General features: G+C 55.8%; 19 protein-coding genes. 16 read left to right on the top strand and 3 right to left on the bottom strand.

From position 1 onward, the window contains the following. Positions 1-60: 60 nt before the first annotated feature. The gene (nudC, locus tag ABJL60_RS13935) at positions 61-1,029 is read left to right on the top strand and encodes an NAD(+) diphosphatase (protein ID WP_348375978.1); all 969 of its coding nucleotides are present in this window, start codon (positions 61-63) and stop codon (positions 1,027-1,029) included. 39 nt (positions 1,030-1,068) lie between these two features. After that, the gene (locus tag ABJL60_RS13930; protein WP_348375977.1) at positions 1,069-1,536 is read left to right on the top strand and encodes an SRPBCC family protein; all 468 of its coding nucleotides are present in this window, start codon (positions 1,069-1,071) and stop codon (positions 1,534-1,536) included. A gap of 52 nt (positions 1,537-1,588) precedes the next feature. On the opposite strand, the gene ABJL60_RS13925 is transcribed toward ABJL60_RS13930, so the two are convergent. Continuing rightward, a complete protein-coding gene (locus tag ABJL60_RS13925) occupies positions 1,589-2,419 on the bottom strand; it encodes a prephenate dehydratase (RefSeq protein ID WP_348375976.1) in 831 nt (276 codons plus the stop codon). A 160-nt stretch (positions 2,420-2,579) separates the two neighbouring features. Between ABJL60_RS13925 and ABJL60_RS13920 the strand changes: the two genes are divergently transcribed. The 5 genes from ABJL60_RS13920 (at position 2,580) to ABJL60_RS13900 (ending at position 9,009) form a co-directional block, all read left to right on the top strand. Next, positions 2,580-3,092 carry a cytochrome c family protein gene (locus tag ABJL60_RS13920; RefSeq protein WP_108827185.1) on the top strand — a complete coding sequence of 171 codons (513 nt, stop codon included), beginning with the start codon at positions 2,580-2,582 and terminating at the stop codon, positions 3,090-3,092. Positions 3,093-3,371: 279 nt separating this feature from the next. Continuing rightward, on the top strand, positions 3,372-5,225 hold the full coding sequence (locus ABJL60_RS13915) for an extracellular solute-binding protein (RefSeq protein ID WP_348376062.1): 1,854 nt from the start codon (positions 3,372-3,374) through the stop codon (positions 5,223-5,225). 6 nt (positions 5,226-5,231) lie between these two features. Beyond that, positions 5,232-6,326 (top strand): microcin C ABC transporter permease YejB, encoded by a 1,095-nt coding sequence (locus ABJL60_RS13910; protein ID WP_348287819.1) that lies wholly within the window; start codon positions 5,232-5,234, stop codon positions 6,324-6,326. Then, positions 6,326-7,432, top strand: a complete 1,107-nt coding sequence (locus ABJL60_RS13905; RefSeq protein ID WP_348287821.1) for an ABC transporter permease — start codon at positions 6,326-6,328, stop codon at positions 7,430-7,432. Before ABJL60_RS13910 ends, ABJL60_RS13905 begins: the two co-directional genes overlap by 1 nt. After that, the gene (locus ABJL60_RS13900) at positions 7,429-9,009 is read left to right on the top strand and encodes an ABC transporter ATP-binding protein (protein WP_348375975.1); all 1,581 of its coding nucleotides are present in this window, start codon (positions 7,429-7,431) and stop codon (positions 9,007-9,009) included. Before ABJL60_RS13905 ends, ABJL60_RS13900 begins: the two co-directional genes overlap by 4 nt. A gap of 24 nt (positions 9,010-9,033) precedes the next feature. Here ABJL60_RS13900 and ABJL60_RS13895 read toward each other — a convergent pair whose 3' ends face one another. Together ABJL60_RS13895 and hemN are read right to left on the bottom strand one after the other, a co-directional pair. Further along, on the bottom strand, positions 9,034-9,249 hold the full coding sequence (locus tag ABJL60_RS13895; RefSeq protein ID WP_348287825.1) for a hypothetical protein: 216 nt from the start codon (positions 9,247-9,249) through the stop codon (positions 9,034-9,036). Between the two features lie 154 nt (positions 9,250-9,403). Continuing rightward, complete coding sequence (gene hemN, locus ABJL60_RS13890; RefSeq protein ID WP_348375974.1) at positions 9,404-10,747, bottom strand: oxygen-independent coproporphyrinogen III oxidase; 1,344 nt, start codon at positions 10,745-10,747, stop codon at positions 9,404-9,406. A 96-nt stretch (positions 10,748-10,843) separates the two neighbouring features. Here hemN and ABJL60_RS13885 point away from each other — a divergent pair, with 96 nt between their 5' ends. The 9 genes from ABJL60_RS13885 (at position 10,844) to ABJL60_RS13845 (ending at position 25,918) form a co-directional block, all read left to right on the top strand. Further along, positions 10,844-11,587, top strand: coding sequence for a Crp/Fnr family transcriptional regulator (locus ABJL60_RS13885; protein ID WP_348375973.1), 744 nt, complete (start codon positions 10,844-10,846; stop codon positions 11,585-11,587). 107 nt (positions 11,588-11,694) lie between these two features. Further along, positions 11,695-12,711, top strand: coding sequence for an ABC transporter ATP-binding protein (locus tag ABJL60_RS13880; RefSeq protein ID WP_348375972.1), 1,017 nt, complete (start codon positions 11,695-11,697; stop codon positions 12,709-12,711). Between the two features lie 66 nt (positions 12,712-12,777). Continuing rightward, positions 12,778-14,340 (top strand): SUMF1/EgtB/PvdO family nonheme iron enzyme, encoded by a 1,563-nt coding sequence (locus tag ABJL60_RS13875; protein ID WP_348375971.1) that lies wholly within the window; start codon positions 12,778-12,780, stop codon positions 14,338-14,340. Positions 14,341-14,494: 154 nt separating this feature from the next. Next, positions 14,495-15,961 carry a peptidoglycan-binding domain-containing protein gene (locus ABJL60_RS13870; protein ID WP_348285155.1) on the top strand — a complete coding sequence of 489 codons (1,467 nt, stop codon included), beginning with the start codon at positions 14,495-14,497 and terminating at the stop codon, positions 15,959-15,961. 228 nt (positions 15,962-16,189) lie between these two features. Then, positions 16,190-16,897, top strand: a complete 708-nt coding sequence (locus ABJL60_RS13865; protein WP_348285156.1) for a hypothetical protein — start codon at positions 16,190-16,192, stop codon at positions 16,895-16,897. Continuing rightward, positions 16,897-18,798, top strand: coding sequence for a trypsin-like peptidase domain-containing protein (locus ABJL60_RS13860; protein WP_348375970.1), 1,902 nt, complete (start codon positions 16,897-16,899; stop codon positions 18,796-18,798). The genes ABJL60_RS13865 and ABJL60_RS13860 overlap by 1 nt, the downstream gene beginning before the upstream one ends. Before the next feature lie 8 nt (positions 18,799-18,806). After that, positions 18,807-20,060 carry a hypothetical protein gene (locus ABJL60_RS13855; protein ID WP_348375969.1) on the top strand — a complete coding sequence of 418 codons (1,254 nt, stop codon included), beginning with the start codon at positions 18,807-18,809 and terminating at the stop codon, positions 20,058-20,060. After that, positions 20,060-23,182: a virulence factor SrfB gene (locus tag ABJL60_RS13850; RefSeq protein WP_348375968.1), complete on the top strand. Its 3,123-nt coding sequence runs from the start codon at positions 20,060-20,062 to the stop codon at positions 23,180-23,182. The genes ABJL60_RS13855 and ABJL60_RS13850 overlap by 1 nt, the downstream gene beginning before the upstream one ends. A gap of 15 nt (positions 23,183-23,197) precedes the next feature. After that, positions 23,198-25,918, top strand: a complete 2,721-nt coding sequence (locus ABJL60_RS13845) for a virulence factor SrfC family protein (protein ID WP_348375967.1) — start codon at positions 23,198-23,200, stop codon at positions 25,916-25,918. Positions 25,919-25,920: the final 2 nt, after the last annotated feature.

Below are 25,920 nucleotides of genomic sequence, written 5' to 3'. Positions count from 1 at the left end.
GGGATTGAACCCGCCTGCGCGACATGCCAAGCCTGCGGCAATGCGGAAAAGGGGCCAGACATGAAACATGCGGAAACAGTGACATTCGGAGGGTCGGGCCTTGATCGCGCGGGTGAAATTCGCGGCAATACCAGTGCAGTAGCATTTTTACGCAAGGCAAGCGACAGCCGGGCCATCGTGTTTTGGCGTGGCAAGCCCCTGATCCAGACGACGCGCCCTGCTGCATTGGTGCGCTTGCCAATGGACCATCCGATTTTGGAGCACGCGACGGAAGATCCGATTTTCTTGGGGCGTGAAGACGGGGAAGGCCGCTTTGCATTCGACGTCTCGGCTTGGGAACCCCGCGACCTTGACCCACATCTGTTGGGCGGCTTTTTAGACCCCAGTGAACAACACCATCCCGACCTTGCCGATGATAAGGTGTTTGCCGAGTTGCGCCGCACCATGACATGGTTGTCGCCGCGTGATGCTGAACTGGCAGCCAGTGGACGCGCCATTCAGATGTGGCATGCCAGCCATGGCTTTTGTGCGAAATGCGGCGCCAAGTCGGAAATTTCTCATGCCGGGTGGCAACGCAATTGCCCAAGCTGCAATGCGCATCACTTTCCGCGCACCGACCCGGTTGTCATCATGTTGATCACGCATGGCAATTCTGTGCTGATGGGGCGGTCTCCGGGGTGGCCACAGGGGATGTATTCCTTGTTGGCCGGGTTCGTGGAGCCGGGCGAAACACTGGAAGCTGCTGTGCGCCGCGAAGTGTTTGAAGAATCCGGCGTGACGGTGGGCCATGTTGACTATTTGGCCAGCCAACCCTGGCCCTTTCCCGCATCGCTGATGTTTGGATGTCGGGGGGAAGCGACAAGCCGCGATATCACCATTGATCCCATAGAGATCGAAGACGCCATGTGGGTCACCCGCGAAGAGATGATGCAAGCCTTTGCTGGTGAACACCCGAAAATCCTGCCAGCCCGTAAAGGTGCAATTGCACGTTTTTTGCTGGAAAACTGGCTTGCGGACACATTGGATTAAGACGACACTGGATCAAACCAACTATACACTGAGCAGAGCATGATTTTTTCGACCCGCGAAGATATTGACGCACCGATTGAAACCGTCTTCGACATGCTATGCGATTTTGACATCTATGAACGCGCCGCCATGCGTCGCGGTGCTGAAGTACGGCGCATGGATAAGCTGACGGCTCAGGGTGTTGGAATGAAATGGCACGCAGAGTTTTCGATGCGTGGCAAACATCGTGAGGTTGATGTTGAAGTTACATGTTTTGACAGGCCGAATGAAATCGCGCTGATGTCCACGTCGTCCGGATTGGAAGGCAAAGGCTTTGTGCAGTTGTTGGCGTTGTCCAAAACACGCACCCGCATGAGCGTTGAATTCGAAGTCAAACCGACATCGTTGCCCGCACGTCTTTTGCTGCAATCCCTGAAGCTGGCCAAAGGGACCTTGACCAAACGCTTCAAATTGCGTGCGGCCGAGTATGCGAAGACTCTGGAAGATCGGGCAAGTAACCTCGCTTGATCCGCGGGTTTCAAGTGTCCCTGCGATACTGAACTTCGGCTAAGACGTTGGGTTAGGTCCGTATTTGTGCAGACGGATAGACGCCCAGAATTTCAAGCGTGTTGGTGAAGTATTCCAGTTCTTCAAGGGCGCGCGCGACCGCTGGATCGTCCGGATGTCCTGAAATGTCGGCATAGAATTGCGTGGCTGTGAACGCACCCCCCACCATGTAGCTTTCCAGCTTGGTCATGTTCACGCCATTGGTCGCGAAGCCACCCATCGCCTTGTACAGCGCTGCGGGAATGTTGCGGACCTGAAACACGAATGTGGTGACCATGTTTTCACTGCGCCGTGTCTCATCGGCTTGGGGGGACATCAGCAAAAAACGCGTTGTGTTGTGCCCCTGATCTTCAATGTCACGCGCCAACACCTGCAAGCCATGAATGTCTGCCGCCACATGTGAGGCCAGCGCCCCAACACTCATTTCACCGCTTGCAGCAATATCTGCGGCGGCTCCGGCGCTGTCTACGGCGCTTTCAAAGGTGATATTTTTAGCGTCAAGAAAAGCGCGGGCTTGTGGAATGAGAACCATATGCGCACGGACATGCTTGATGTCTTCAAGCGATTGCCCCGCATTCGCCATCAACGATATGCGCACGCGCACAAAGGCTTCGTCGATGATGTGCAGCCCGCTTTCCGGCAACAAGCGATGGATGTCTGCAACGCGGCCGTAAGTGGTGTTTTCCACAGGCAGCATGGCCAAATCAGCGGCCCCGTCATGAACGGCTTGAAAGGCATCCTCGAATCCGCGGCAAGGAACTGGTGTGGCGTTGGGCCGCGCTTTTAGCACGGCTTCGTGGCTGTAGGCGCCCAACTCTCCTTGAAAAGCGATGCGTTGGCTCATTTTCGGTTATCCTAAATTCACTTTTTCATGCCATTGCAGTGCTGAAATAGCAGGGGCAGGGCGTTTGGTCGCGGTAACTACACCTAGACAGCGCCAAAGGGAACCAATAGATACCCGCCCAACAGTACAGCCAACCCCGTAGAGATGGACAGCAATACTCATGTTCGACACGATGACATTTACAAAAATTGCCGGCGGCCTGTGTGGTGCCTTGCTGGTTCTGCTGCTTGGCAAATGGGCAGCTGAGGAACTTTACCATGTGGGCGGTCACGGTGATCATGCCGCAGCTTACGTGATTGAAGTTGAAGAAGAAGATTCTGGTGCCGCCGAAGTTGAAGAAGTCAGCTTGGACGACCTGTTGGCATCGGCCGACATTGGTAAAGGCGCGAAAGTGTTCAAGAAATGCTCAGCTTGCCACAAGCTGGAAGCCGGTGCGAACGGCACAGGCCCTTACCTTTACGGCGTTGTGAACCGCGAAATCGGTGCGGCGGATGGCTTTGGCTATTCTGACGTATTGGCAAGCATTGGTGGTGAATGGACAGCCGAGAACCTTGATGGGTTCTTGGCCAAGCCAAAAGACTGGGCGCCGGGCACAACAATGGGCTTTGCCGGTCTGAAAAAACCAACGGACCGCGCCAACCTGATCGCATATCTCGACAGTCTTGACGAATAATCTGATTCGCGAAAAATAGCTTTCAAGGCCGTATGCACAGAGCATGCGGCCTTTTTTATTGCGCAACGGGGCGCCGCGCGGTGCGTTAATTCTTCGTTCACATATTCGCAACTTGAATGTCACAGCACTGGCACAGTAGCGTGAGCGCAATATATTGAGCAGACGTTTACCAAAAACATGAACAGGATCAGCAGCATGCAGCAGACCCGCAGTCAGAATAAAACTCAGGCCAAAACCAAGCATTTTGATCTGCGTCCCGTTATTTGGACGCTTGGGATCATGGGGTTAAGTCTGATCATGCTGGCAGCGTCGATGGTGCGTGCGCAGGATACGGTCAAAACACACGGCTATTCGTTTTACGGGGATTTGACATATCCCGAAGACTACCCGCATTTCGATTATGTGAACCCGGATGCCCCCAAGGGTGGGGAAATTTCGATCGGTACTTTGGGCACATTTGATTCGATGCATCCCTACACACGCAAAGGCCGTGCTGGGGCATTGTCTTCGGTGATGTATGAAAGCCTGTTGGGGGGCGGCACCAACGCCGACGCCCCCGCCGATGTTTATGCGGAATATTACGGGTTGTTGGCCAAAGGGCTCGAATACGATGAAGGCCGAAACTGGGTGATTTTCTACATGCGCCCCGAGGCGCGGTTTTCTGATGGCTCCCCGGTCACCGCCCACGACATCGCTTTTTCGCACAACCTGCTTTTGGACGAAGGTTTGAAATCATATGCGGATGCCGTGCGCAAAAGCATTCCCAAAGTCGAAGTCATCGACGATCACACCATCAAGTTTTACTTTACCGAAGGGATCTCGCGGCGCAGCTTGATCGACCAAGTGGGGTTTGTGCCGGCATGGTCCAAGAAGTGGTATGAAGAGACGGGTGCAAGCCTAAACGAATCCCGCCTTGAGGTTTCACCCGGCTCTGGCCCCTACATGATCGAGGATGTGGATGTGAACCGCCGCGTCGTCTACAAGCGTAACCCCGACTACTGGGGCACTGATTTGCCTTTCAATGTCGGGCGCAACAATTTTGACCGTATCCGAATTGAATACTTTGGCGACGACACAGCCCGCTTTGAAGGGTTCAAGGCAGGTGAATTCACCATGCGTATCGAAAGCGACAGCAAGCGCTGGGCGACAGGGTACGACTTTTCCAAGATCGACGACGGGCATATCGTCAAGAAAGAACTGCCTGATGGTGCCCCCGCGACGCCATCCGGTATCGTGTTCAACCTTGGGCGGGAGGTGATGCAGGATCGCCGCGTCCGGCGGGCCTTGGCCTTGGCATATAATTTCGAATGGACCAACGAAAGCCTGCAATATGGCCTGTTCCAACAACGTGCGTCATTTAGCCAGGACACTGAAATCATGGCCAAAGGCACCCCCGAAGGCGCGGAACTGGCGTTTTTGCAAAGCCTTGGTGATCTGGTTCCGGCTGAAATACTGTCAGAACCAGTTGCTGTCCCCCATACATCCAAAGCAGGCCGCCTTCTGGACCGCCGCAACGCACGCACTGCGATGCGGCTTTTGGATGATGCGGGCTGGGCCGTTGGGGATGACGGGATGCGGCGCAATGCGGATGGCCAGCCCTTAAGCGTTAACTTTTTGTTCAATTCGTCTTCACCATCGACCCTGTCTGCGGCGATGGAAAACTACGTCAACAACGTGCGGAAGCTTGGCATCGACATCACCTTTGAAAAGGTGGATTCGGCCCAATACACGTCGCGTGAACGCGACCGTGACTATGACTTGGTGTACGACAGCTATGCCGCATTTTTGGGTGCGGGAACGGGATTGATGCAGCGCTACGGGTCCGAGACAGCCGCGTTTTCCCTGTTTAACCCTGCCGGATTGGCCAGCCCGCTGGTGGATGCGATTATCGAAGCATCACTGCAATCGGAAACCCGCGAAGAAGAAGTGGCCGCGTTGCAGGCATTGGACCGTGCACTGCGCCACGAGTTTTTCATGATCCCGCTGTGGTACAAAGCCAATCACTGGGTCAGCTACTACAACATGTTCGAACACCCAGAAAACCTGCCCGCCTTTGATTTGGGCTACCTTGATTTCTGGTGGTACAACGCGGACAAAGCCAGCGCTTTAAAGGCCGCTGGCGCATTGAGGTAAGCGCATATGGGCGCCTATATTGCGCGGCGGCTTTTGCTCGTCATTCCGACGTTGATCGGGATTTTGCTGGTCAATTTTGTGCTGACGCAATTTGTGCCGGGCGGTCCGGTTGAACAGGCCATTGCGCGGGCGCAAGGGGGCGGCGATGTGTTTGGCAGCTTTGCGGGCGCCAACAACGATGCGGGCGTGACCGAAGAATTGAACACGGCGTCTGACAGCACATATGTCGGGGCGCGCGGCCTGCCGCCAGAGTTCATCAAAGAACTGGAAGAACAGTTCGGTTTCGACAAACCGGCGCATGAACGCTTTTTTCTGATGCTGTGGAATTATGCCCGCTTCGATTTCGGAGAAAGCTATTTCCGGTCGATCGAAGTGATTGATCTGATCAAGGAAAAGCTACCTGTTTCGATTACTTTGGGCCTTTGGTCGACCCTGATTGCCTATGCCATTTCCATCCCCCTTGGCATTCGCAAAGCTGTCCGCGACGGTTCCAGCTTTGACACTTGGACCAGCGGCATCATCATTGCCGCCTACGCTGTGCCGGCCTTTTTGTTTGCCATCATCCTTTTGGTTCTGTTTGCGGGCGGCAGTTACTATCAGATTTTCCCGCTGCGGGGGCTGACCTCTGACAACTTCGACGAATTGTCGGCTTTGGGCAAAGTTGCGGACTATTTCTGGCACATCGCCTTGCCTGTTCTTGCGTCGACCATCGGGGCGTTTGCCACGCTGACGTTGCTGACCAAAAACAGCTTTCTGGACGAGATCAAAAAGCTGTATGTCGTCACCGCCCGCGCCAAAGGCTTAAGCGAACGGCAGGTGTTATATGGTCATGTGTTCCGCAACGCTATGTTGATTGTGATCGCAGGTTTTCCAGCCGTGTTTGTGTCGGTATTCTTTGGCGGATCGGTCATTATTGAAACCATCTTTTCCTTGGACGGTTTGGGGCGTCTTGGCTACGAGGCCGCTGTGGCGCGGGACTACCCCATTGTGTTTGGCACCCTTTATATCTTTGGCCTGATGGGGCTGCTGGTCGCCATTCTGTCTGATCTGATGTACGTGCTTGTGGATCCACGCATCGACTTTGAGCGGAGGGAAGGCTGATGGCTTTGTCCCCTCTGAACGCGCGGCGTTGGTCGAATTTCAAAAAGAACAAACGGGCCTATTGGTCGCTTTGGATTTTCAGTGTGCTGTTTGTTCTGTCGCTGGGGGCCGAGTTTTTGGCCAACGACAAGCCGCTTTTGGTGCAATACCGCGGCGAATATTATACGCCTGTTTTCAACTTCTACGCCGAAACCGAATTTGGAAGCGACTTTGAAACCGAAGCTGACTACAAAGAAATCGAAGTCGAATGTCTGATTGTGTCGGGCGGGTTGGAAGACTGCTTTGACGACCCTGAAGGCGTTGCACAGGACGCGGCAGACGGTGAGGTCAACGGCGAGGCCATCGAAAAAGGCTGGATGATCTGGCCGCTTGTCCCTTACAGCTTCAATACCGAAGTGGACCGCCCGGGTGCCGCCCCGTTGCCCCCCAACAACCAGAACTGGCTGGGCACCGACGGGACCAAACGCGATGTCACCGCGCGGATCATCCACGGCTTCCGATTGTCTATTTTGTTCACGCTTATTGTAACCGGGGTGGCGACAGTCATTGGAGTTATCGCGGGTGCAATTCAGGGGTTTTTTGGTGGTTTGACCGATTTGATCTTTCAACGTGTCATCGAAATTTGGTCCGGTATTCCGTCCTTATATGTCATCATTTTGATGTTTGCGATTATGGGGCGCAGTTTCTGGCTGCTTGTGTTCTTGCTGATCCTGTTTTCATGGACAGGGCTTGTGGGGGTCGTGCGTGCCGAATTTTTGAGGGCGCGCAATCTGGAATATGTGCGGGCGGCGCGGGCCTTGGGTGTGTCCAATACGACGATCATGTTCCGGCATATGCTGCCCAATGCCATGGTCGCCACGTTGACGATGCTTCCCTTCATCATCACAGGCACCATTTCTACGCTGGCTGTCCTTGATTTTCTCGGTTTCGGCTTGCCCAGTTCTGCCCCGTCTTTGGGCGAGCTTACGTTGCAGGCAAAACAGAACCTGCAAGCCCCATGGCTGGCCTTTACCGCGTTTTCGGTGTTTGCCGTCATGTTGTCGCTGCTGATCTTCATTTTTGAAGGCATCCGCGATGCGTTTGACCCCAGAAAGACCTTCTCATGAGTGCTTTGTTGCAGGTGAAAGACCTGAAAGTTGGTTTCCGTCAGGACGGGACACTGATCCAAGCCGTCAAAGGCGTCAGCTTTGATGTGCACCGGGGTGAAGTGGTGGCTTTGGTGGGCGAATCCGGATCGGGGAAATCCGTGTCTGCATTGTCCACGGTGTCATTGCTGGGGGACAGCGCCGAGGTGTCGGGGTCGGTCACATATGACGGTCAGGAAATGATCGGGGCGGATGCCCGTTTGTTGCGCAAGGTGCGTGGCAACGACATCAGCTTTATCTTTCAAGAACCGATGACGTCGCTAAACCCGTTGCACACCATTGAAAAACAGCTGACCGAAAGCATTGCGTTGCATCAGGGTATCATCGGACCCGATGCGCGGGCGCGGGTTCTGGATATGCTGAATAAGGTGGGTATTCGTGACGCGGAAAGCCGCCTTGGCAGCTACCCTCACCAATTGTCTGGCGGTCAACGGCAACGCGTTATGATTGCGATGGCCTTGTCCAACAAACCCGACATCCTGATTGCCGACGAACCCACCACCGCGTTGGATGTGACCATTCAGGCGCAAATCCTTGAACTGTTGGCGGACCTCAAAGACGAAGAGGGCATGGGGCTTTTGTTCATCACCCATGATCTGGGTATCGTGCGCCGCATCGCAGACCGCGTGTGCGTGATGCAGCACGGTGAAATCGTTGAAACGGGGCCAACAAAAGACATCTTTGACAATCCGCAACATCCCTACACCAAAAAGCTGTTGGGGGCCGAGCCATCGGGTGCGCCCGCGCCGGTCCCTGCCGACGCGCCGGTTATCGCCGAGACCCAGAACCTGAAAGTCTGGTTCCCCATTCACAAAGGATTCCTGCGCCGTGTCGCTGGGCACGTCAAAGCGGTGAACGACGCCAGCATGACCGTCAAAGCAGGCGAGACCTTGGGCATTGTGGGCGAATCCGGTTCGGGCAAAACCACAATGGCACTGGCCATCATGCGGCTGATCTCGTCCAAGGGTATGATCAGTTACATGGGGCAAGATATTCGCGCGTGGTCCACCAAGGAATTGCGCAAGCTGCGCAAGGACATGCAGATTGTGTTTCAGGATCCCTTTGGCAGTCTAAGTCCGCGCATGACCTGCGCCCAGATCATTTCCGAGGGGCTGAAGATTCACAATGTTGACCCCGACAGGGAAGAACGGGATCTTGTCACGGAAGTGATGCAAGAGGTCGGCTTGGATCCGGCCACAATGGACCGCTACCCGCACGAGTTTTCCGGTGGTCAAAGGCAGCGGATTGCAATCGCGCGGGCGATGGTGCTGCGTCCCAAGCTGCTTGTGCTGGATGAACCAACATCGGCGCTGGATATGACCGTGCAGGTGCAAATCGTGGACTTGCTACGGAACTTGCAGGAAAAATATGGTCTGGCCTATTTGTTCATCAGCCACGACCTGAAAGTTGTGCGCGCCATGTCGCACAAGGTGATGGTGATGAAGCAAGGCGATGTTGTGGAACAGGGTGCCGCAAGTGACTTGTTTGAAAACCCGAAGACCAATTACACACGGCAACTGCTGCAGGCCTCACATTGAAGCATGTTTTACTGGTCTGCCGGCTTACTTCTTTTCCGCGCCCCCCCGCGAAAACCAGTAGTTAAGAACCTGAGACATAGACGCCGCCAAAACGCCGACCAGTATCTTCAAAATATCCAACAACGAATTGTCGCCCAGCTTCATATTCACGACATCGCTGGCTTCAATATAAACGAGCGCGCCAGTCAGGCCCACGAAACTGCAAACGATAATTATGCTTAGGATCGCTTGGATGTTCACGAATAGTATCCTTTGAAATTAATCCAAGCCGCACGTGCGGCGTTGAGTTTTTAAAAATGGGACGCAATACGCCCCTATTGTATGAAAAATAGCAGTAAATAAGTCCCCCCACGCTACAGAGCACATGAAGACCGGTCAAGTCGCGGGGTGGTTGTCAGATCGCTGATGCGTGACCTTTGCGGTCCATGTGATAGGCATCTACCGCACGTGCAATCAAGCGGGTCAGCGGGGCAGCATCAGCCGGAATTGTCAGCGTGTTGCCATCAAATTTGACAGCGCCTTCAAACGCGTTTGCGATCTTGCGCAAAATCGACGACACGTGATCTTCGTGTCCAGGAAACTGCGCGGCGGATGCCTTGAAATCGCACATAAGCCGTTCAATCAGCCGTCCGCGCAACAGATCTTCTTGGGTCAGGGCATGTCCTTTGACGGTTGCCATGTCGCCACCACGGACCAAACCTGCATAAGCTGACGTCACAGGTGCGTTTTGGGCATACCCTTGCGGGAATTTCGAAATTGAAGATGCGCCCAGACCAATCAGCGTGTCACTGGTATCGTCTGTGTATCCTTGAAAGTTGCGACGCAGGGTGCCGTTGCGCCGGGCAATGGCCAAGCCATCAACTTTGCGGGCAAAATGGTCAATGCCGATGGCATCGTAGCCATCCCATTCGAACAATCTCGCTGCGGTTTCAAACAGGCGCAAACGCTCTTCGGGTTTTGGCAGCAGATCCGTGGGGATCATGGTTTGACGACGCGCCATCCAAGGCACATGGGCATAGCCATAAAGCGCCACGCGATCGGGACCAAGCGACAGCAGCTTTTGCACGGATTGTATGATCTTTTCACGGTCTTGACCCGGCAGCCCAAACAGAATGTCTGTGTTCAGACTGGTCACCCCGACGGCCCGCAACATGTCAACGGCGCGGGCGGTTGTTTCATAGCTTTGGATGCGCCCGATCGTCTTTTGAATGGCTGGGTCAAAATCCTGAACGCCGATTGATCCGCGCGTCATGCCTGCGGCTGCTAACGCATCGACACGGGGTTGATCTATTTCGCCGGGGTCAATTTCGACCGAAAACTCGGCGTTTGGACCAAATGGTAAGACCGCCGCGACATGATCCGCCAGTTCCGTGATCATCTCGGGCGTAAGCAAAGTAGGCGTGCCACCGCCCCAGTGCATGCGTGACAAGGTTATGCCCGGCGCCAATTGTGCGGCAAGCATGTCGATTTCCACCTTGAGCGTATCAAGATATCCACGCACTGGTGCACCGCTTTGGGTGCCTTGTGTGCGACAGGCGCAAAACCAGCACAGCCGACGACAAAAGGGGATGTGCAGATACAACGACACTTGCCCGTTTTTGGGCACGGCCTGCACCCAATGGCTGAATGTATCCGATCCGACATCGCCAGAAAAATGAGGGGCTGTCGGATAGCTCGTGTACCGTGGCACATGAGCGTCAAAAAGACCCAGTTTCGAGAATTCGGTTCGCTTTTCCATACGGGAAGGATAAACTTTGGCTAACTTTTCTACTTTGACACAGATCAACATGCCGTATCTGTGCACACCTGCGAAAAACTCTAAGAAAGCAGCGCCATGACTGTCTCTTTCGCTTCTATTAACCAAGACTGCGTTGACTGCCCTATCCGGCATCGCGCTGTGTGCGCACGGTGCGATTCTGAGGAATTGGAACGGCTTGAAGAAATAAAGTACTATCGGTCCTTTGAAGCGGGCCAAACGGTTGTCTGGTCTGGTGACAAGATGGATTTTGTGGCGTCCGTTGTGTCGGGCGTCGCCAGCTTGACCCAGACCATGGAAGATGGCCGCCGCCAAATGGTGGGCTTGCTGTTGCCCTCTGATTTTGTGGGGCGTCCGGGCCGCGATCATGCGCATTACGACGTCGTGGCCACCACTGATTTGGTTATGTGTTGTTTTCGCAAGCGCCCCTTTGAACGCTTGATCGATGAAACCCCCCATATTGCGGGGCGTCTGTTGCAAATGACGTTGGATGAATTGGACGCAGCGCGTGAATGGATGCTGGTTCTGGGGCGCAAAAAGGCGCGTGAAAAGATTGCATCCCTGTTGGCGATTATCGTCAGGCGCGACGCGTCTTTGCACTTTGGTGAGGCCAAAAGGGACGTCACAATAGACCTGCCTCTGACCCGTGAAGCGATGTCTGACTATTTGGGCCTGACCCTTGAAACGGTGAGCCGTCAGATGTCTGCCCTGAAGCGCGATGGTGTTATAGTTCTGGATGGCAAACGCAAGGTCGTTGTGCCCGATGTAGATCGGTTGATGGAAGAAGCCGGCGACGACAGCGATGGCGGTGTTCTAAGCTGACGCTGGGGCTATGATAACTTGCACAATCTGGTGACCTGCACCGAAACTGTTTTGCAAATCAGTGCGTCGCATGCCACGTCTTGGCTCTGTTAAGAAAGATTTTTCCCATGCGTGCTATGCCTGCTTCTGTTTATCGCTATATTTTCCGCTACTCCAAAGCACGACAAGCCGTCGTGATTGCATTGACATTGATGCTTTTGCCGTTGGCACCAATCCCGCTGGAATTGCAACGCAGGATGCTGGACGACGCGGTGGCCAACAAAGACCTTGATCTGTTGGTTTGGTTGGGGTCGCTCTACGTGGGGGCCCTGGTTCTGTCTGCGGGCTTGAAGCTGGCAATGCGTGTGCAACGTGAACTGATCTCTGCCAAGATTGTGCACACTTTGCGCCGTTCGGTTTTTTACTGCATTTACACCATCACGCCGCCTGCCAAAATCAAGGCCAGTGCAGCGGGCGAAGATGTCGTAGACGAAGGGGCCGTTGTGTCCATGTTGTCGTCAGAAGTCGAAAAGCTTGGCGGATTTGCAGGGGCCGCGATTTCAGGTCCTTTGTTGCAGATTGGCACATTGATCACCGTGCTGGGCTACATGTTCTACATCGAGCCGCTGGTGGCCACGATTGCTTTGGCATTGTATTCGCCGCAATTCATTATTGTGCCGATTTTTCAGGCCCGCATGAACCGGCTCGCGGCGAAGAAGGCGTTAAAGACACGCGCCTTGGGGAATTTTATCGTCGACAATGCCGAAGTCGAACTTTTGCAACAAGAGCCGCCCGTTGCTTTTACCACGCTGACTGACACGATTTTGCAAATCCGCACCAAATTCTTGATGACAAAAAACGTGATGAAAACAATCAACAACCTGCTGATCGCTCTGGGGCCGTTTGGGGTCATCGCATACGGGGGATATCTTGCGATCAATGACCAGATTGAAGTGGGGGTCATTCTGGCGTTTGTGTCCGGGCTGGAACGGCTGGGGGGACCGATCCGCGAACTTATCGGCAGCTACAGTGCCATCACGGACGCCCGGATGCGCTATGGTATTTTGCTAAGCAGTTTTCCGTCCCACATTGATGCGGATGATCCTGTGCCTTTGCCGCCTATGATCGGTGCACAGTTGGATTGATCGTGCCGCGATTGCCCAATTTCGTGTTCTGATCTATTGAAAATGAACATCTGGATTGAGTTTGATATGCGCCACAGTCTTTTCGCTTTGTTTTTACTATGTACGGCCCCTGTGTTTGCCCAAGACAAACCATGGCCCGATATTCTGGTTGATCCTTCTGCCAAATTGCATCCCGCAGCGGATTTGATCCTGCCGATGGCGTGCGGTGGCGGCATGGCGTTTCAGCGCGTCAATGTTCCGGTGAATGTGGAAAGCCCGCTGGCGGACCGTCCTTTTCGCATGGGGCAATCGGATGCGACAACAGCCTTCTCTGACTATTTGAAGCCGACGTATCTGCGCGGGGCCTTTGATGATGTGCAGGCCGGTGTCAGCTATTACTACATTGCGCGCTACGAGATGAACGAGGCCCAATACCGCGCCATCAAAGGTGAGTGTGATGGCCCGTTCAAGCCAATTGAATCGCGCGCCAAAGGCGGGCTGACATGGTACGAGGCCGTTGATCTATCGCGCAGCTACACCGAATGGTTGATGCAAAACGCCCGCGACACCCTGCCAAGCCAAGGGGATCGCACGGGCTTTTTGCGCCTGCCCACGGAGCCCGAATGGGAATATGCCGCGCGCGGCGGGGCCAAGGCTGATGGGTCAACTTTTGCGGCACGCCGGTTCTTTTCGGACGGCAGTTTGGGCGATTACGCCGCCTATCTTGCGCCGGGCAGCGGCAGCAAAGGGCTGACCGTTATGGGCGGGCGTCGCAAGCCGAACCCTATCGGGCTTTTGGATGTGTACGGCAACGCCGAAGAATTGATGTTGGAGCCTTTCCGCCTGAATGCCATCGGGCGCACCCATGGACAGCCGGGCGGTTTAGTGACGCGCGGCGGATCGGTCGACTTGGAAGATGCGCAAATCTACACCGCCAAACGCAGCGAATACCCCCTGTTCAGCAGTCTTTCAGGACAAGCGCTGGCAGGTGAATTTTTTGGATTGCGCATGGTTTTGACGGCCGTTGTGGTGTCCGAGGACCGATACGAGAAAATCCGCGAAAACTGGGCAGCAGAAGCGGACAGACCCGCGGATGCTCAGGCTGATCCGTTGGCCGCCTTGTCTGCCCTTTTGGATGAAGAGGTGGACCCGAGACGCCGCGAGGCCCTAAGCGGGTTGCAACTTGAATTCCGAGTCGCGCGTGAAGCGGCCGCAGAGTCCCTGTTTCAAGCGGCCAAGTCCACGCTGTTAAGTGGCGCCGCATTTGTTGAGACGATCAATGAAGGCGATCGTGAAATTGACCGTTTGACCCGTGACAGTCTGGCGTTGCGTGACACAATTCAACTGATGTCTGGCACGCAACGTGCCGAAATGATGCAAACACTGGTGTTGAATGTGGACCGTTTGACGGGATTGCGCGACAGTCTGGACACTTATCTTTTGTCGTACCGGGCGACATTGGAAACCCTTGTGTCGGATGTCGATCAGGAGGTGCGGGAACGGGCCTATACGAGCCTCGCACAGGATCTTGCGCAAGCCGAACAAACCCAATTGCTAACTATGTTGAACCGATTCTGGAGTGACCTGTTGGTCTATGTCCAGCGACCGGACATGGGCAAAGGCGATTTGCTGCAAGTGGCGATAGATTAGCCTTAATCCCTGCGATTAGTACGTATTATACCTAAAAGGTGCTGAAATTGCGCAAAAAGGTGGTTTGATGTGCCATTTTTTGTAAAGTGCAAAGAACACGGATTCGGGTTACAACGATTTTACAGATATTCTGCTTGCTAGGGAGATAACGAATATGACGCGTCAGTTTATGGCCAAGACAGTAGGTGGTGCGATGATCGCAGCATTTGCATTTACTTCCACCGCAGAGCAGGCTTCGGCCGACCTGAAAGACGCAATCATCGGCGGCATTGTGGTTTGCGGGTTGACCAAATGTGGTCAGAAAAAGAGATCTTCCGGCAGCCGCAAGACATACAAAGCCCCACGCAAATCAGGCATCAGTTCCGCACAGCGGCAACAAAACCGCGATGTTCAAAGCTCATTGAACGCGTTTGGCTTTCCAGTTGGTACAGTTGACGGATCGTTGGGCAAGCGCAGCCGCTCTGCCATCCGCGACTATCAGGGGTATATGGGCTACCCCAGCACAGGCCAATTGACCGACTTTGAACGCCAAACACTGGTGAACGGTTGGCAAAAATTCAATGCCGGTGCAGGCAACGCCTATCCGCGAACAATGGCTGCCTTGGGCCCGCGCGGTTTGTTGAAGATTGAACGCGATCCGAATTTTGCAGCGCAATATGGCGACAACACGGGCCAAGCCTATGCAGGCAACAACAATAACAATGGCCAGAACGGGTTTAACAACAACACCGGCCAGAACGGTTACAACAATAACAACGGTCAGGCGGCCTTCGCCAACAATGGCCAAAACGGGTTCAGCAACACGGCTCAAACCCAAAACGGAAACGCGCAGCAACCAATCCAGCCTTTGCCAAAAGCCAATCAGGCGGGCCAAGTCGTGGCAGGTGCCATTCCAAAACTGAAGCCACTGCAACCTATCGGAAAAGTGGCTGTGTCAGCGGCTTCACGGTGTGAACTGGTGGATCAAACGACCCGTATTCAGGGCTTTATCCAAGCGTCAAACATGACGGATTCCAATCAAGCCCTTAGCGAAAAATTCTGCGAAGCGCGTGGCTATGCCATCACGCAAGGCGGGTCAGTCGCGTCTCAGTTCCAAGTGTCCGAGACCGAATTGACAAGCCTGTGTGAACAGATCCAGGGCGGTTATGCTGGTGTCGTGGCGACGTTGCCCACGGCGCAAGAAGCGCAAGTGGTTGCATCTTCGCAGTCGACAGCCGCGCAGCTGGGATTGACTGATCCTGCGACCACGGCTGCGTATGGCCAAATCTGCATTGGCATCGGATACCGTCTGGACAACGCCGAAATGGCTTTGTCCGGTGCGTTGGCGATGCTGGCAGCGGGGCAAGCGCCATATGGTGAAATTGTTGGACACCACCTGCGTGAAGGATTTGGCGTTGCAGCGACGCCAGCGGCCGCAGCACCTTGGTATCGCAGCGCTATGGGCGCATTGGAGCAAGGCGCAACACCTGCCTTTGTGCCAAGCACGACGGCAGAGCGGGTGCAAGTCATCCGTGCGGCACTGCAACTGGACCAGCAACGCGCCAGCGGTGGTGGTAACGGTTTGCCAAAGCTGATCCCGACAGCGGCACGTTTGCCGGCTTTGACGGTGACAAAACCCTAAACGCCACGCATCAGACCTTGAATGAAAGGGCGGCCATTGTGGCTGCCCTTTTTTCACGCGGGGGCTTCGGTTTGGTCCAACATCACGCAGCACTTAACGTCTTGAAACAACAGTTTTTGTGCGGGGATGCAGCCATCATTTCGATTATCGCGCAATTTGGCTTTTTACGTTGACCCATTGTCCAGAGTCACGTTTACTTAGCTTGAATGAGGGGTTTTCTGTCTATTTATGCGTGCGGTTTTCACATACGGCGGCTCAGTTGTTTTGGTGGGCTTGGTGCTTTGGGCTGCCTTGGCCGTTTTGCCCGCGTGTGGGGCGCAAAACCGGATCGCTTGGACCTGGTCTGACTGGTGTCCTGTGAACACAAGTCTGGCAGCGGAAAATCAACTGGCGTCTTTGACGGATGCCAACCGCAGCTTGGAACGTGCCATTTTGCAGCGCGAACGCGAACTGGCGGCTTTGCAATGTGTGCCGGACGTGCCTGTGCAGATTGCAGAACCCAAACAGACCGAGCCCGAAAAGCCCCCCTTGCCAGAAAAGATTGATCGCAAGGATTGGAACGACAGGCGTATCGGGTTGCTTGAGGGATGTTGGGAACTGGAAAGCCGTTTTGTGACAAACAACCGCGAAACGGGTGAAACGTCGCGGTACAATGTCTGGGAAATGTGTTTCGATGCTGCTGGCAAAGGGCGCGAAGAGATGTTGGCCGATAATGGCGCCACCTGCGAAGGCCCCGTGCAAGGGCGCTTTGATGGCAATGGCAAGCTGATCATCGAAGAACCGGCAAACCTGCAATGCAGCGACGGTGAATACATTTACCGGCTGCGCAGCGCGTGTGAATTGAACGACAATGGAACCGCAAGCTGCGTGGTTTCGCAACCGGAAGTTGGCGGGTCAACCACCGTCGAGTTCCGCAGATCAGCAAGAGACAATTGATGGCAGAGCATTTCCTGACGAAATCGCAAATTGAACTACGCCAGTGTTTGGAAGTTGGCGGGGGTCTGGCACTGGAATCCTATCCTGCGTTGTTAGAGGTCTTGCGCACCCGCATCGGCGAAGATGCCACCCAGTTGTTTGCAGAACCATTGCTAAGCCGCGGCAACGATCAGGCGACCCCGTCCGTGTCGTGGTACACCGAGGCGCAAGGCAATGCGCAACCGTTCGGGCGACTGGACGAGGCACAGCAGGCGGCCCTGTCCAGCGAACTCAGCCGCCAGCTACGCCCGATCCGCGACTTGATGGATGATCCTGACGACGGGGCCTTGATTGCAAACGCATTGTATATTTCTGATCCCAACGACATTTGGTCTGTGGGCGGCGTTCCTGTCATTATCAACTGGGGTATGATGCCTCCGGATATGGCGCGCGATGCCGCGTCGCGGTCTGATCACTATGGGCGGACTTTGGGGCGCTTCTTGCCATTGGCGGCGGCCCCACCGTTGACGGAAACCGAACGGGCATCACGCCAAAATCGCCAATCAAAAGACCCGCAAACGGTCAGCGGCGCAGCACCTGTTGCCGGAGCCGCAATTGCAGGGGCCGCAGTTGGGGCAGGCGGTGCCAGCATCGCAAACGCCTCCAACACCCAGCAAGAGGACGCAACCAACGCCGCGTCCGCAGTTCCGCCATCTGCACCGCCGCCACATACCGACACTGCTCAGGCACCAACAGGACGTGTTCCCCTTTGGGCATGGCTGCCGCTGGCTTTGATGTTGCTTCTTGCCGGCATTGTGCTGATCTGGTTGCTGATCCCGGGCACCCGTATCTTCCCGGATCGCGCGGCGAACCGCGTCATCACCGACGAAGCCGCTTTGGGGGCGGCCCAAGACGTGAACCGCGCCCTTGAACAGCGATTGGCAGAACTGCAAACAGCACTGGATGGTGCGATGTGTATCGATGACGGCACGCTTTTGATGCCGGATGGCCGCACCATTGAGGGGCTTCTTCCCCCTGATCCCAACGATCGCAGCGACATTCCGGGCGCCGTGCGTCCTGCAGACCGTACCGCGATTTTGCCCCCTGATCCGCAACGGGTGCAGATCCCTGATTCAACGGACCCCAAAGAAACACGCAGCCTTCTGGCGCATATCGAAGAACGCACAGCAATCGTTTTGGCCCCGACACCGACGGGTCTGTCCAGTGGCACGGGGTTCTTTGTCGGGCCTGATCTTTTGGTGACGAATTTCCACGTCATCTCGGGGCAAGGGGTCGATGCAATCTATGTCACGAACAAAGCGTTGGGGGCCGTACAACAGGCGCAGGTTCTGAAAACGATGGGGCCGTTTGACACCACTGGCGGTGATTTTGCGCTGCTGCGTGTGCCCGGTGCAAACCAGCCGGCGTTTGCGGTTTTAGAAGCGGATGAAAGTCTGCGGTTGCAATCGGTGATTGCAGCGGGCTATCCGGGTGATCTGTTGCAAAGCGACGCCAATTTCCAGCAATTGCGCACAGGAGACACCACCGCGGTGCCGGAATTGACCGTCACGGATGGCACTGTCTCGGCAGAGCAAAACTTCAACGAACGCACCCGCGTCGTTGTCCACTCGGCCCCTATTTCGACGGGCAATTCGGGTGGGCCATTGATCGATATGTGCGGCAGGTTGGTCGGGGTGAACACCTTCGTCAAACAAGGGGCTTTGCGAAACCTGAATTTTGCACTGTCTTCGGGCGATCTGACGCGGTTTTTGGCGGATACCGGCGCGTTGCCGCAGGTGGTGACCCAAACGTGCAATCCGCAAATCCAGCGCCCCAAAGCACCTGAAACGGCGGCGGCTATCGCACCCGAACCAGACACCACCAAGCCGACGCTTCCGGCCCTTGCACCAAAGTCCGAGTGAGCGCCGCAATGTCCGAAGCCTTCCTTGCAAATACGTCCACCCAAGGGTTGTCGCCTTTGGGCACAGCGCCGCAAAGATCCTATGAGCTGATCTCGGGGACGATACGGGATGCATTGGGCGACCGACATGCAGCCGTGTTCGCGGAACCTGTTGCCACGCAATACGGCGATCGTTTTGACTGGTACGCAGTCGCCGATGGGAAACCACAGCGGCTTGATGCGTTGGACGATGAAACGCGCCAGTTGGTGCAAGATGATTTGGACGGGCTTGTCGCGGACATCGCGGCGTTGGGCCAAGACCTTTTGGCGAAAACCAACCCCGACGAACAGCGCTTGGGCGAAGCGTTAAGCAATGCGGTGCGCTATCCGGGCGCCGAGTGTGTCTACGTGTTGTCGGGCGGCGACGAAATGCAGCCTGTGTTGCTGAACTGGGCGTGGGTGTCTGACACGCAGGCTGTCGTGGCGGGGGATCTCAGCGGCACGGAAGGGGCGGCACGTGCCAAAAAAACAGCCGCAATAAAAGCCGCCGCTGCTGCACAAGTGGCGGCAGCCGCAGCCCCTGTTGCGCCACCGCCAAGGGCCGATGAAAGGGATCGTGGGCCGTTCGGGCTGTGGTGGTTGTTGTGGCTTGGTTGGTTGCTTTTGCTGATTATGATTGCGGCCATTTTGTATCTGATGGTTGAGGCGTGTGCCCTGCGTATTCCGGGTGTGGCCGGTTATTGCCCGCCCCCCGGTCCGGTGGCGTCAGTCGAAGAAAGGCTAAGCCTGAGCCTGCGTGACAGGATCGCCACAGCAGAGCGGCAAATCGCCATCGCTGATCGCGCCTGCCAGCCCAAACAACAGGCCAGCCTGATCCCTGATGCGGACCAGACGCGGCTGGCGGATCGGGGGGCGCGGGAAGGCAAGCTGACGGTGTCTTTGCTCTGGGACAGCATTGCCGATCTACATCTGGATGTAAGGTGTCCCGCTGGTGACACAATCAACTACGGCAAGCAAAACGCCTGTGGTGGAGTGTTGGATGTGGGCGGCAATCACAGTCGCACCACGGCACAGGCGGATGCCATCGAAAGCATGTATTTTGATGCGCCGCAAACCGGTCAATATTCGGTCAGCGTGTCCCTGTATAACCCCTATGGTGGGGCAACCACTGAAGATTTCCGGTTGCGGGTTCGTAACGGCGACAAGATTGAGACTTACAATGGCCGCGTTGTGCGCGGGCAGGGCCCTTGGACAAAGACATTTACCGTTGGAAAGGGCAACTGATGCTCAAAGAGCGTAAAGCGCAAATCAGAACACTCGCGAACCTGCGCAACGAAATCACGTTGGTGCCCTATTCCGGTGTGCAAATGCTGGATTTCGGGTTTGATCTGAACAAGCTTGATATTCGTCCTTTGCGCTACATTGAACGTGTGACGCGTGAACAGGATGATGAAAACATCCTGACGCTGTTTCCGTTGTCGGGTGACGACACGCGGGACGCTGATGTGTTGGACGCGCGGCGTGACGACGACGACGAATATTCGGTACGCACAGTCGCAGCCCTTGAGCCGTTTTTGGAAAAATGGGTGCCTGTGCCGTTTTTACGCGTCAAAAGCCAGCGCGGCCCGGCTGGTGAATTGCAATATGATCCTGGCCCCTCAAGTTGGGCGCGGATGCGCACGGTCGAACTGGCTGAACCTGATCCCGAAACCGGCCACACGCACCGTATTCAGATCGCACTTGATACATCTTTGATCGACGCGCAGCAGGACACCAACTATGTGGTGCCTGAAACCTCGGACGCCGAAAAGGCCCGCGATTTCAAACTGGTGTCGGAACCCAATGACATGCGGTGGTTCCTGCGTCGCCCGGAAACGGACGAAGACGGCAACGTCCTGGACCACCAGCGTTGGGTGTCGGATTGGCTGAAAGAGCTGTTTTTGACCTTCAAACGCGCCGAACGCCCCGGTCGCCGTTTTGCCGAAGAAGATCTGCCGCACCGTTTTGAGCACTGGGCGCGGTATTTGACCTATCTGAATTTGGTTCAGGTCGCAGTCAGCCCGCCACAGGTCCGCTTCGCCAACACGGTCAGCGAACGCGATGCGGTCACGCCTGTGAACGTGGATCTGGTGCTGGACGTGGGCAACAGCCGCACCTGTGGCATCCTGATCGAACAATTCCCCGGTGAGACACGCGTGGATCTGGCGCGGTCTTTCCCGCTGGAAATCCGCGATCTCAGCCGCCCTGAATTCTACTATTCCGGCCTCTTTCCCAGCCGTGTCGAATTTGCCGATTTGCGCTTTGGCGATGATCGCTACGCGAGCCGCTCTGGCCGCCGCAATGCGTTCATGTGGCCCAGTTTTGTGCGCATTGGTCCCGAAGCCGTGCGTCTTGTGCAGGGCGAGGAAGGCACCGAAACGATTTCCGGCCTGTCGTCGCCGAAACGCTACCTATGGGACAGCGTTGCGGTGCAACAAGACTGGCGCTTTCACAACCACATGGACCCCAATAACCTGCCCAAGGCCGTGCGGTCCGCCATGCGCCACCTGAATGAAGCGGGTGATGTGATGAAGCAGGTCCGATACGAGGAAGAACAACGCCTGCGCAAACGCGGTGACACGCCCAGCACCCCTGCAATCCGTCCCCGTTTTTCGCGGTCATCGCTTTTCGGGTTTATGATGGGCGAAATCATTGCGCATGCGCTGATCCAGATCAACGATCCTGCGTCACGGTCGCGTCGTGCACAATCCGATCTGCCACGCCGCCTGAACCGCATTATCCTAAGTCTGCCCACGGCCACCCCCATCAAGGAACAGGCCATCATCCGATCACGCACCCAAGGGGCTTTGGGGCTGATTTGGCAACAGCTTGGCCTGGACAAGGCGCAGCGTCCCTATTCCATCAAACCTGATGTGACGGTGGATTGGGATGAGGCATCCTGTACCCAACTTGTCTATCTTTACAGCGAGTTGACCCAAAAGTTTGACGGGCGCATCGACACCTTCCTGACGTTGAAAGGGCAACCGCGCCCCGGCCCTTCGGGGGCGGAAGAACCATCGCTGCGCCTTGCCAGTATCGATGTGGGTGGCGGCACAACCGATTTGATGATCACCACGTATCGCAGCGAAGCCAACCGCGTGTTGCATCCCGAACAGACCTTCCGCGAAGGCTTTCGAGTGGCGGGGGACGATCTTATCCAAAGGGTTGTCAGCGCCATTGTGATCCCGCGCATTCAGGAAAGCATCGAAGCTGCGGGCGGTGTGTATGTTGCTGAAAAGCTGCGCGAGCTGTTTGGTGGCGACATTGGCGGACAAGACCAGCAAGCGGTGCAACGCCGTCGCCAGTTTTCGCTGCGGGTGTTGATGCCTTTGGCAGAAGCCACACTGGCGCATTGCGAAACGTCAGAAGAATTTGACCGCTTTGAATTGCCTGTGGCCCGCATTCTTGGCCTGCCGGAACCTGTTGAAGCAGGCGAAGACGATGCCCCTCAGGACGCCCAAACCAATGAAGGCGCCGCGCAAATCGGAACTGAAATTCTGTCGTACGTGGAAACGGCCGCCAAATCGCTTGGGGCACATGATTGGAAATTGGCCGATCTGGTTCTGACCACATCGCGCGAAGATGTGGACGCAATCAGCCGCGAGGTGTTCCAGCGCGTACTTGGCAATATGTGCGAGGTTATCGACCATCTGGGCGTTGACGTGGTGCTTTTGACGGGACGGCCATCGCGTTTGCCTGCGATCCGGTCCATCGTCGAGGAAATGCTGGTCGTGCCGCCGCACCGCTTGATTTCCATGCACAACTACAAGACGGGGCGGTGGTACCCGTTCCGCGATCCTGTTTCGCAGAAAATCGGCGATCCTAAATCCACGGTGGCTGTGGGCGGGATGCTGATTGCATTGTCCGAAAACCGTATCCCGAACTTCAAAGTGACCACGGGCGCGTTCCAGATGCGATCCACCGCGCGCTTTGTAGGTGAAATGGACATCAATGGGCAAATTCCGGATGAACGTATCCTGTTTTCGGATGTTGATCTGGATGCGGGCGGACAGGCCAGCGACACCGCGCAGGTGAACTTGTATTCACCTGTCTATATCGGGTCACGTCAGCTTCCGCTTGAACGCTGGACCACCACCCCGTTGTTCCGCATGGACTTTGCCGACACCGGAAACCAGTCGCGGCCTTTGCCCATCAAAGTCGAATTGCGTAAGACGGATTTTGACGACAGTGATGGTGAGACCAGCGAAGATAAACTGCGCCGCGAATCCATGCGTGAGGCCTTTGAAATTGATCAGGTCGAAGACGGCGAAGGCGGGGCGATGAAATCTGGCGACGTAATCCTGAAGCTGCACACGCTTGGGTTTGAAGACGAATACTGGATCGACACCGGCGTGTTCCAGGTGTGATGGAAGGGAAATGACATGAGCCAACAAGACGCCCTTTCGACCCGATGCGCTGATGTTGCGCGGCTTTCGCGTGCAGCACTCGATTGGATCAACGATCCCGAAAACGCCCAGACTGTAGAAGGGCGCACTGCCCATCTGCCCAAAGTTCTGCGCAAATCTGCCCGTCGCGCAGAACGTCTGGGACGCGCGGCCCAAACCAAGATGAGCGTCAGCGTGTTCGGCCCGTCGCAAGCCGGCAAGTCCTTTTTGGTATCGGTGCTGGCACGTCCCAACGAAGGCCGTTTGGTTGCCGATTTCAACGGCCCCGGCGGCAAGCTGGACTACATCAGCCAAGTGAACCCCGCAGGCGACGGCGAATCCACCGGCCTTGTCACCCGCTTCACCATGAGCCGTGCACCCACCCCTGACGGTTTCCCCATCCAGCTCAACTTGCTGACCGAAGCCGACATCGCCCGCACGCTAATCAACAGCTTTTATGAAGACGGTGACCTGTCGGAAGAGCCGCCCAGCCCGGATCAGTTGGCCGCGCACTTTGCGGCGCATGCCCCCAAAGCCCAAAGTGCAGATGTGGGTGGGCTTGACTATGAAGAGGTCTTTGAAATCGCGGATTACGTCCAGAAATGGATCAGCAAATCCGCCTACGCCTTCAACTTGGGTGGTTTCTGGGACGAGGCCGCGGAATTGGCGCCGCGCATGACCCCCGAAGATCGCGGGCAATTTTTGTCGATCCTATGGGGCGGATATGCGCCGTTGACGGATTTGTATATCAAGCTTGCGAAGGCGTTGGCGACCATCAACCACGCCGAGGTCATCTACGCAGGGCTCGATTCCCTGCAGCCGCGCGAAACCTCGATTATTGATGTGAATACGCTGGGTGGGCTGTTTGGTCCGGAAGGCGAGGATATGCTGGATATCCAGACGGCAGCGGGCAAAAACGGCAAACTGAACCGCGCCATTGTCACGGCTTTGGCGGCGGAATTGGTGTTTCCCATGGAGGAGCAGCCTTCGCCCTTCTTTGGCGAGACGGACTTGCTGGACTTTCCGGGGGCACGCAACCGCTTTGAAGCGCCGCTGTCTGTGACATTGCGCAACCCCGAGGAGGCCGTGACCAACATGTTGTTGCGCGGCAAAGTGGCCTATTTGTTTGACCGCTACGTGTCGAACCAAGAAATCACATCAATGCTTTTGTGTGTGCCGGACAGCAACATGGAAACGCTAAGTCTGCCGGGGCTTGTTGAACAATGGATTGACCTGACGCATGGCAGCACCCCGGCTGAGCGGGCGCAAAACGACTGCATCTTGTTCTTCGTGATGACCAAGTTCGACAAGCATTTGGGTGAAAGCGCGTCGGGCGGCAATGAAAGCGAACGGTTTGAACGGCGGATGGATGCGTCCTTGCTGAAAGGGTTTGGCAAGTTGACGGAATCGTGGGTTCACAAATGGACCGACAGCCAAGCGTTCCAGAACTGCTATTGGTTGCGTAACCCCAACTACTTTGTCGAAGGGTTGATCGAATACGACGATCAGGAACGCGAAACGGCCATTCGCGCCGAAAAGCTGGCGCGGGTTGCGGAACTGAAAGCCGGTTGTTTGCAAACGCCATCGGTGCAAACGCATTTCAAGCAGCCTGAACGCGCTTGGGATGCGGCACTGACGCTGAACGACGGCGGCGTTGGCTATCTGATCGAAGAACTGACCAAAGTGTGCAAACCCGAAAGCAAGCTGCGCCAGATCACCACGCAAATCGACGCGCTGGCTGGCAAAGTCCATCAAGAACTGGCGCAATTTTATGTGTCGGACGATGTGGAAAAGCGGATTGAAGAAAAACGACTGGCCGCCGCAGAAATAATCGACGGGTTGGAAATGACCCTGTCGCATCACCGGTTTGGTGCGTTTTTGAACGCGCTGTCAGTGGATCAGGACGCGGTACAAGACCGCATTTCGCGCGTGCCGTCTTCTATTCGGATTACAAACGCCGTGACCAGCGAAGCGCCCAAACCGACCATGGCGACTGCGGCACCAGCGGCCAGGCGTCCGGGTGCTCCGGTGCGCCCCGGTGCCCCTGCACGACCGGGCGCGCCGTTGCGTCCCGGTGCCCCCGCGCGCCCATCACCTGCACCAGCTTTGGATGCGGGTGACACAACAAAAGCGCCACCTGCCGCACAGTCTATTCGCACCATGACCCCCGAAGCTTTTCAAGCCGACACCGCGATTGCCGTTTGGATGGAAGGGCTTGCACGGTTCCGCGAAGACGATGAAAAACTGGCTGTCTTCCAATTGAACGAAGAAACGGCAGGCAATCTGGTGAATGAAATGGTGCATGGCTTTAGCCGTGTGGATGTCCGCGACGGGATCATGGGCATGCTGACAGGGATTTCTTATGGGCTGACCGTAGACAAACAGGCCCCCTCGGCCGCTATTGTTTGTTCGGAACGGATCAATAATTTTGTCACGATGCTTGGTGCACGCGATATGATGAACGGGAAGGGTCTGATGATCGACCTGGGCAATGGCGAAAGCCGTCCTGCGTTCGAGCACCGCAAAGGCGCGGACAGCGCAGACAGCTTGCCTGCGCTGCCAAGGGCCTCTGCTGCGGACGCTTGGACCGACTGGGTGTTTGCGCTGGATTCACTTTTCGTGGAAAACGCCAAAGACGGAGACGCAGGCACGGTCAACATCGAACAGAATATCCGCTTGGGTGGCGTTCTGTCAGAGCTTTCGCCAAATGTGGGATAAGA

It is taken from the genome of Ascidiaceihabitans sp., assembly GCF_039986515.1.
Taxonomy (GTDB): domain Bacteria; phylum Pseudomonadota; class Alphaproteobacteria; order Rhodobacterales; family Rhodobacteraceae; genus Ascidiaceihabitans.
This window is presented reverse-complemented; position numbering and strand designations above follow the sequence as displayed.

Coding starts and splice junctions, on each gene's coding strand:
- ABJL60_RS13905 (WP_348287821.1), top strand. CDS start 6,326: ATGGCTTTGTCCCCTCTGAACGCGCGGCGTTGGTCGAATTTCAAAAAG.
- ABJL60_RS13860 (WP_348375970.1), top strand. CDS start 16,897: ATGGCAGAGCATTTCCTGACGAAATCGCAAATTGAACTACGCCAGTGT.
- ABJL60_RS13875 (WP_348375971.1), top strand. CDS start 12,778: ATGCGCCACAGTCTTTTCGCTTTGTTTTTACTATGTACGGCCCCTGTG.
- ABJL60_RS13845 (WP_348375967.1), top strand. CDS start 23,198: ATGAGCCAACAAGACGCCCTTTCGACCCGATGCGCTGATGTTGCGCGG.
- ABJL60_RS13885 (WP_348375973.1), top strand. CDS start 10,844: ATGACTGTCTCTTTCGCTTCTATTAACCAAGACTGCGTTGACTGCCCT.
- ABJL60_RS13920 (WP_108827185.1), top strand. CDS start 2,580: ATGTTCGACACGATGACATTTACAAAAATTGCCGGCGGCCTGTGTGGT.
- ABJL60_RS13925 (WP_348375976.1), bottom strand. CDS start 2,419: ATGAGCCAACGCATCGCTTTTCAAGGAGAGTTGGGCGCCTACAGCCAC.
- ABJL60_RS13910 (WP_348287819.1), top strand. CDS start 5,232: ATGGGCGCCTATATTGCGCGGCGGCTTTTGCTCGTCATTCCGACGTTG.
- ABJL60_RS13930 (WP_348375977.1), top strand. CDS start 1,069: ATGATTTTTTCGACCCGCGAAGATATTGACGCACCGATTGAAACCGTC.
- ABJL60_RS13900 (WP_348375975.1), top strand. CDS start 7,429: ATGAGTGCTTTGTTGCAGGTGAAAGACCTGAAAGTTGGTTTCCGTCAG.
- ABJL60_RS13880 (WP_348375972.1), top strand. CDS start 11,695: ATGCGTGCTATGCCTGCTTCTGTTTATCGCTATATTTTCCGCTACTCC.
- ABJL60_RS13865 (WP_348285156.1), top strand. CDS start 16,190: ATGCGTGCGGTTTTCACATACGGCGGCTCAGTTGTTTTGGTGGGCTTG.
- ABJL60_RS13850 (WP_348375968.1), top strand. CDS start 20,060: ATGCTCAAAGAGCGTAAAGCGCAAATCAGAACACTCGCGAACCTGCGC.
- ABJL60_RS13915 (WP_348376062.1), top strand. CDS start 3,372: ATGGGGTTAAGTCTGATCATGCTGGCAGCGTCGATGGTGCGTGCGCAG.
- ABJL60_RS13855 (WP_348375969.1), top strand. CDS start 18,807: ATGTCCGAAGCCTTCCTTGCAAATACGTCCACCCAAGGGTTGTCGCCT.
- hemN (WP_348375974.1), bottom strand. CDS start 10,747: ATGGAAAAGCGAACCGAATTCTCGAAACTGGGTCTTTTTGACGCTCAT.
- nudC (WP_348375978.1), top strand. CDS start 61: ATGAAACATGCGGAAACAGTGACATTCGGAGGGTCGGGCCTTGATCGC.
- ABJL60_RS13870 (WP_348285155.1), top strand. CDS start 14,495: ATGACGCGTCAGTTTATGGCCAAGACAGTAGGTGGTGCGATGATCGCA.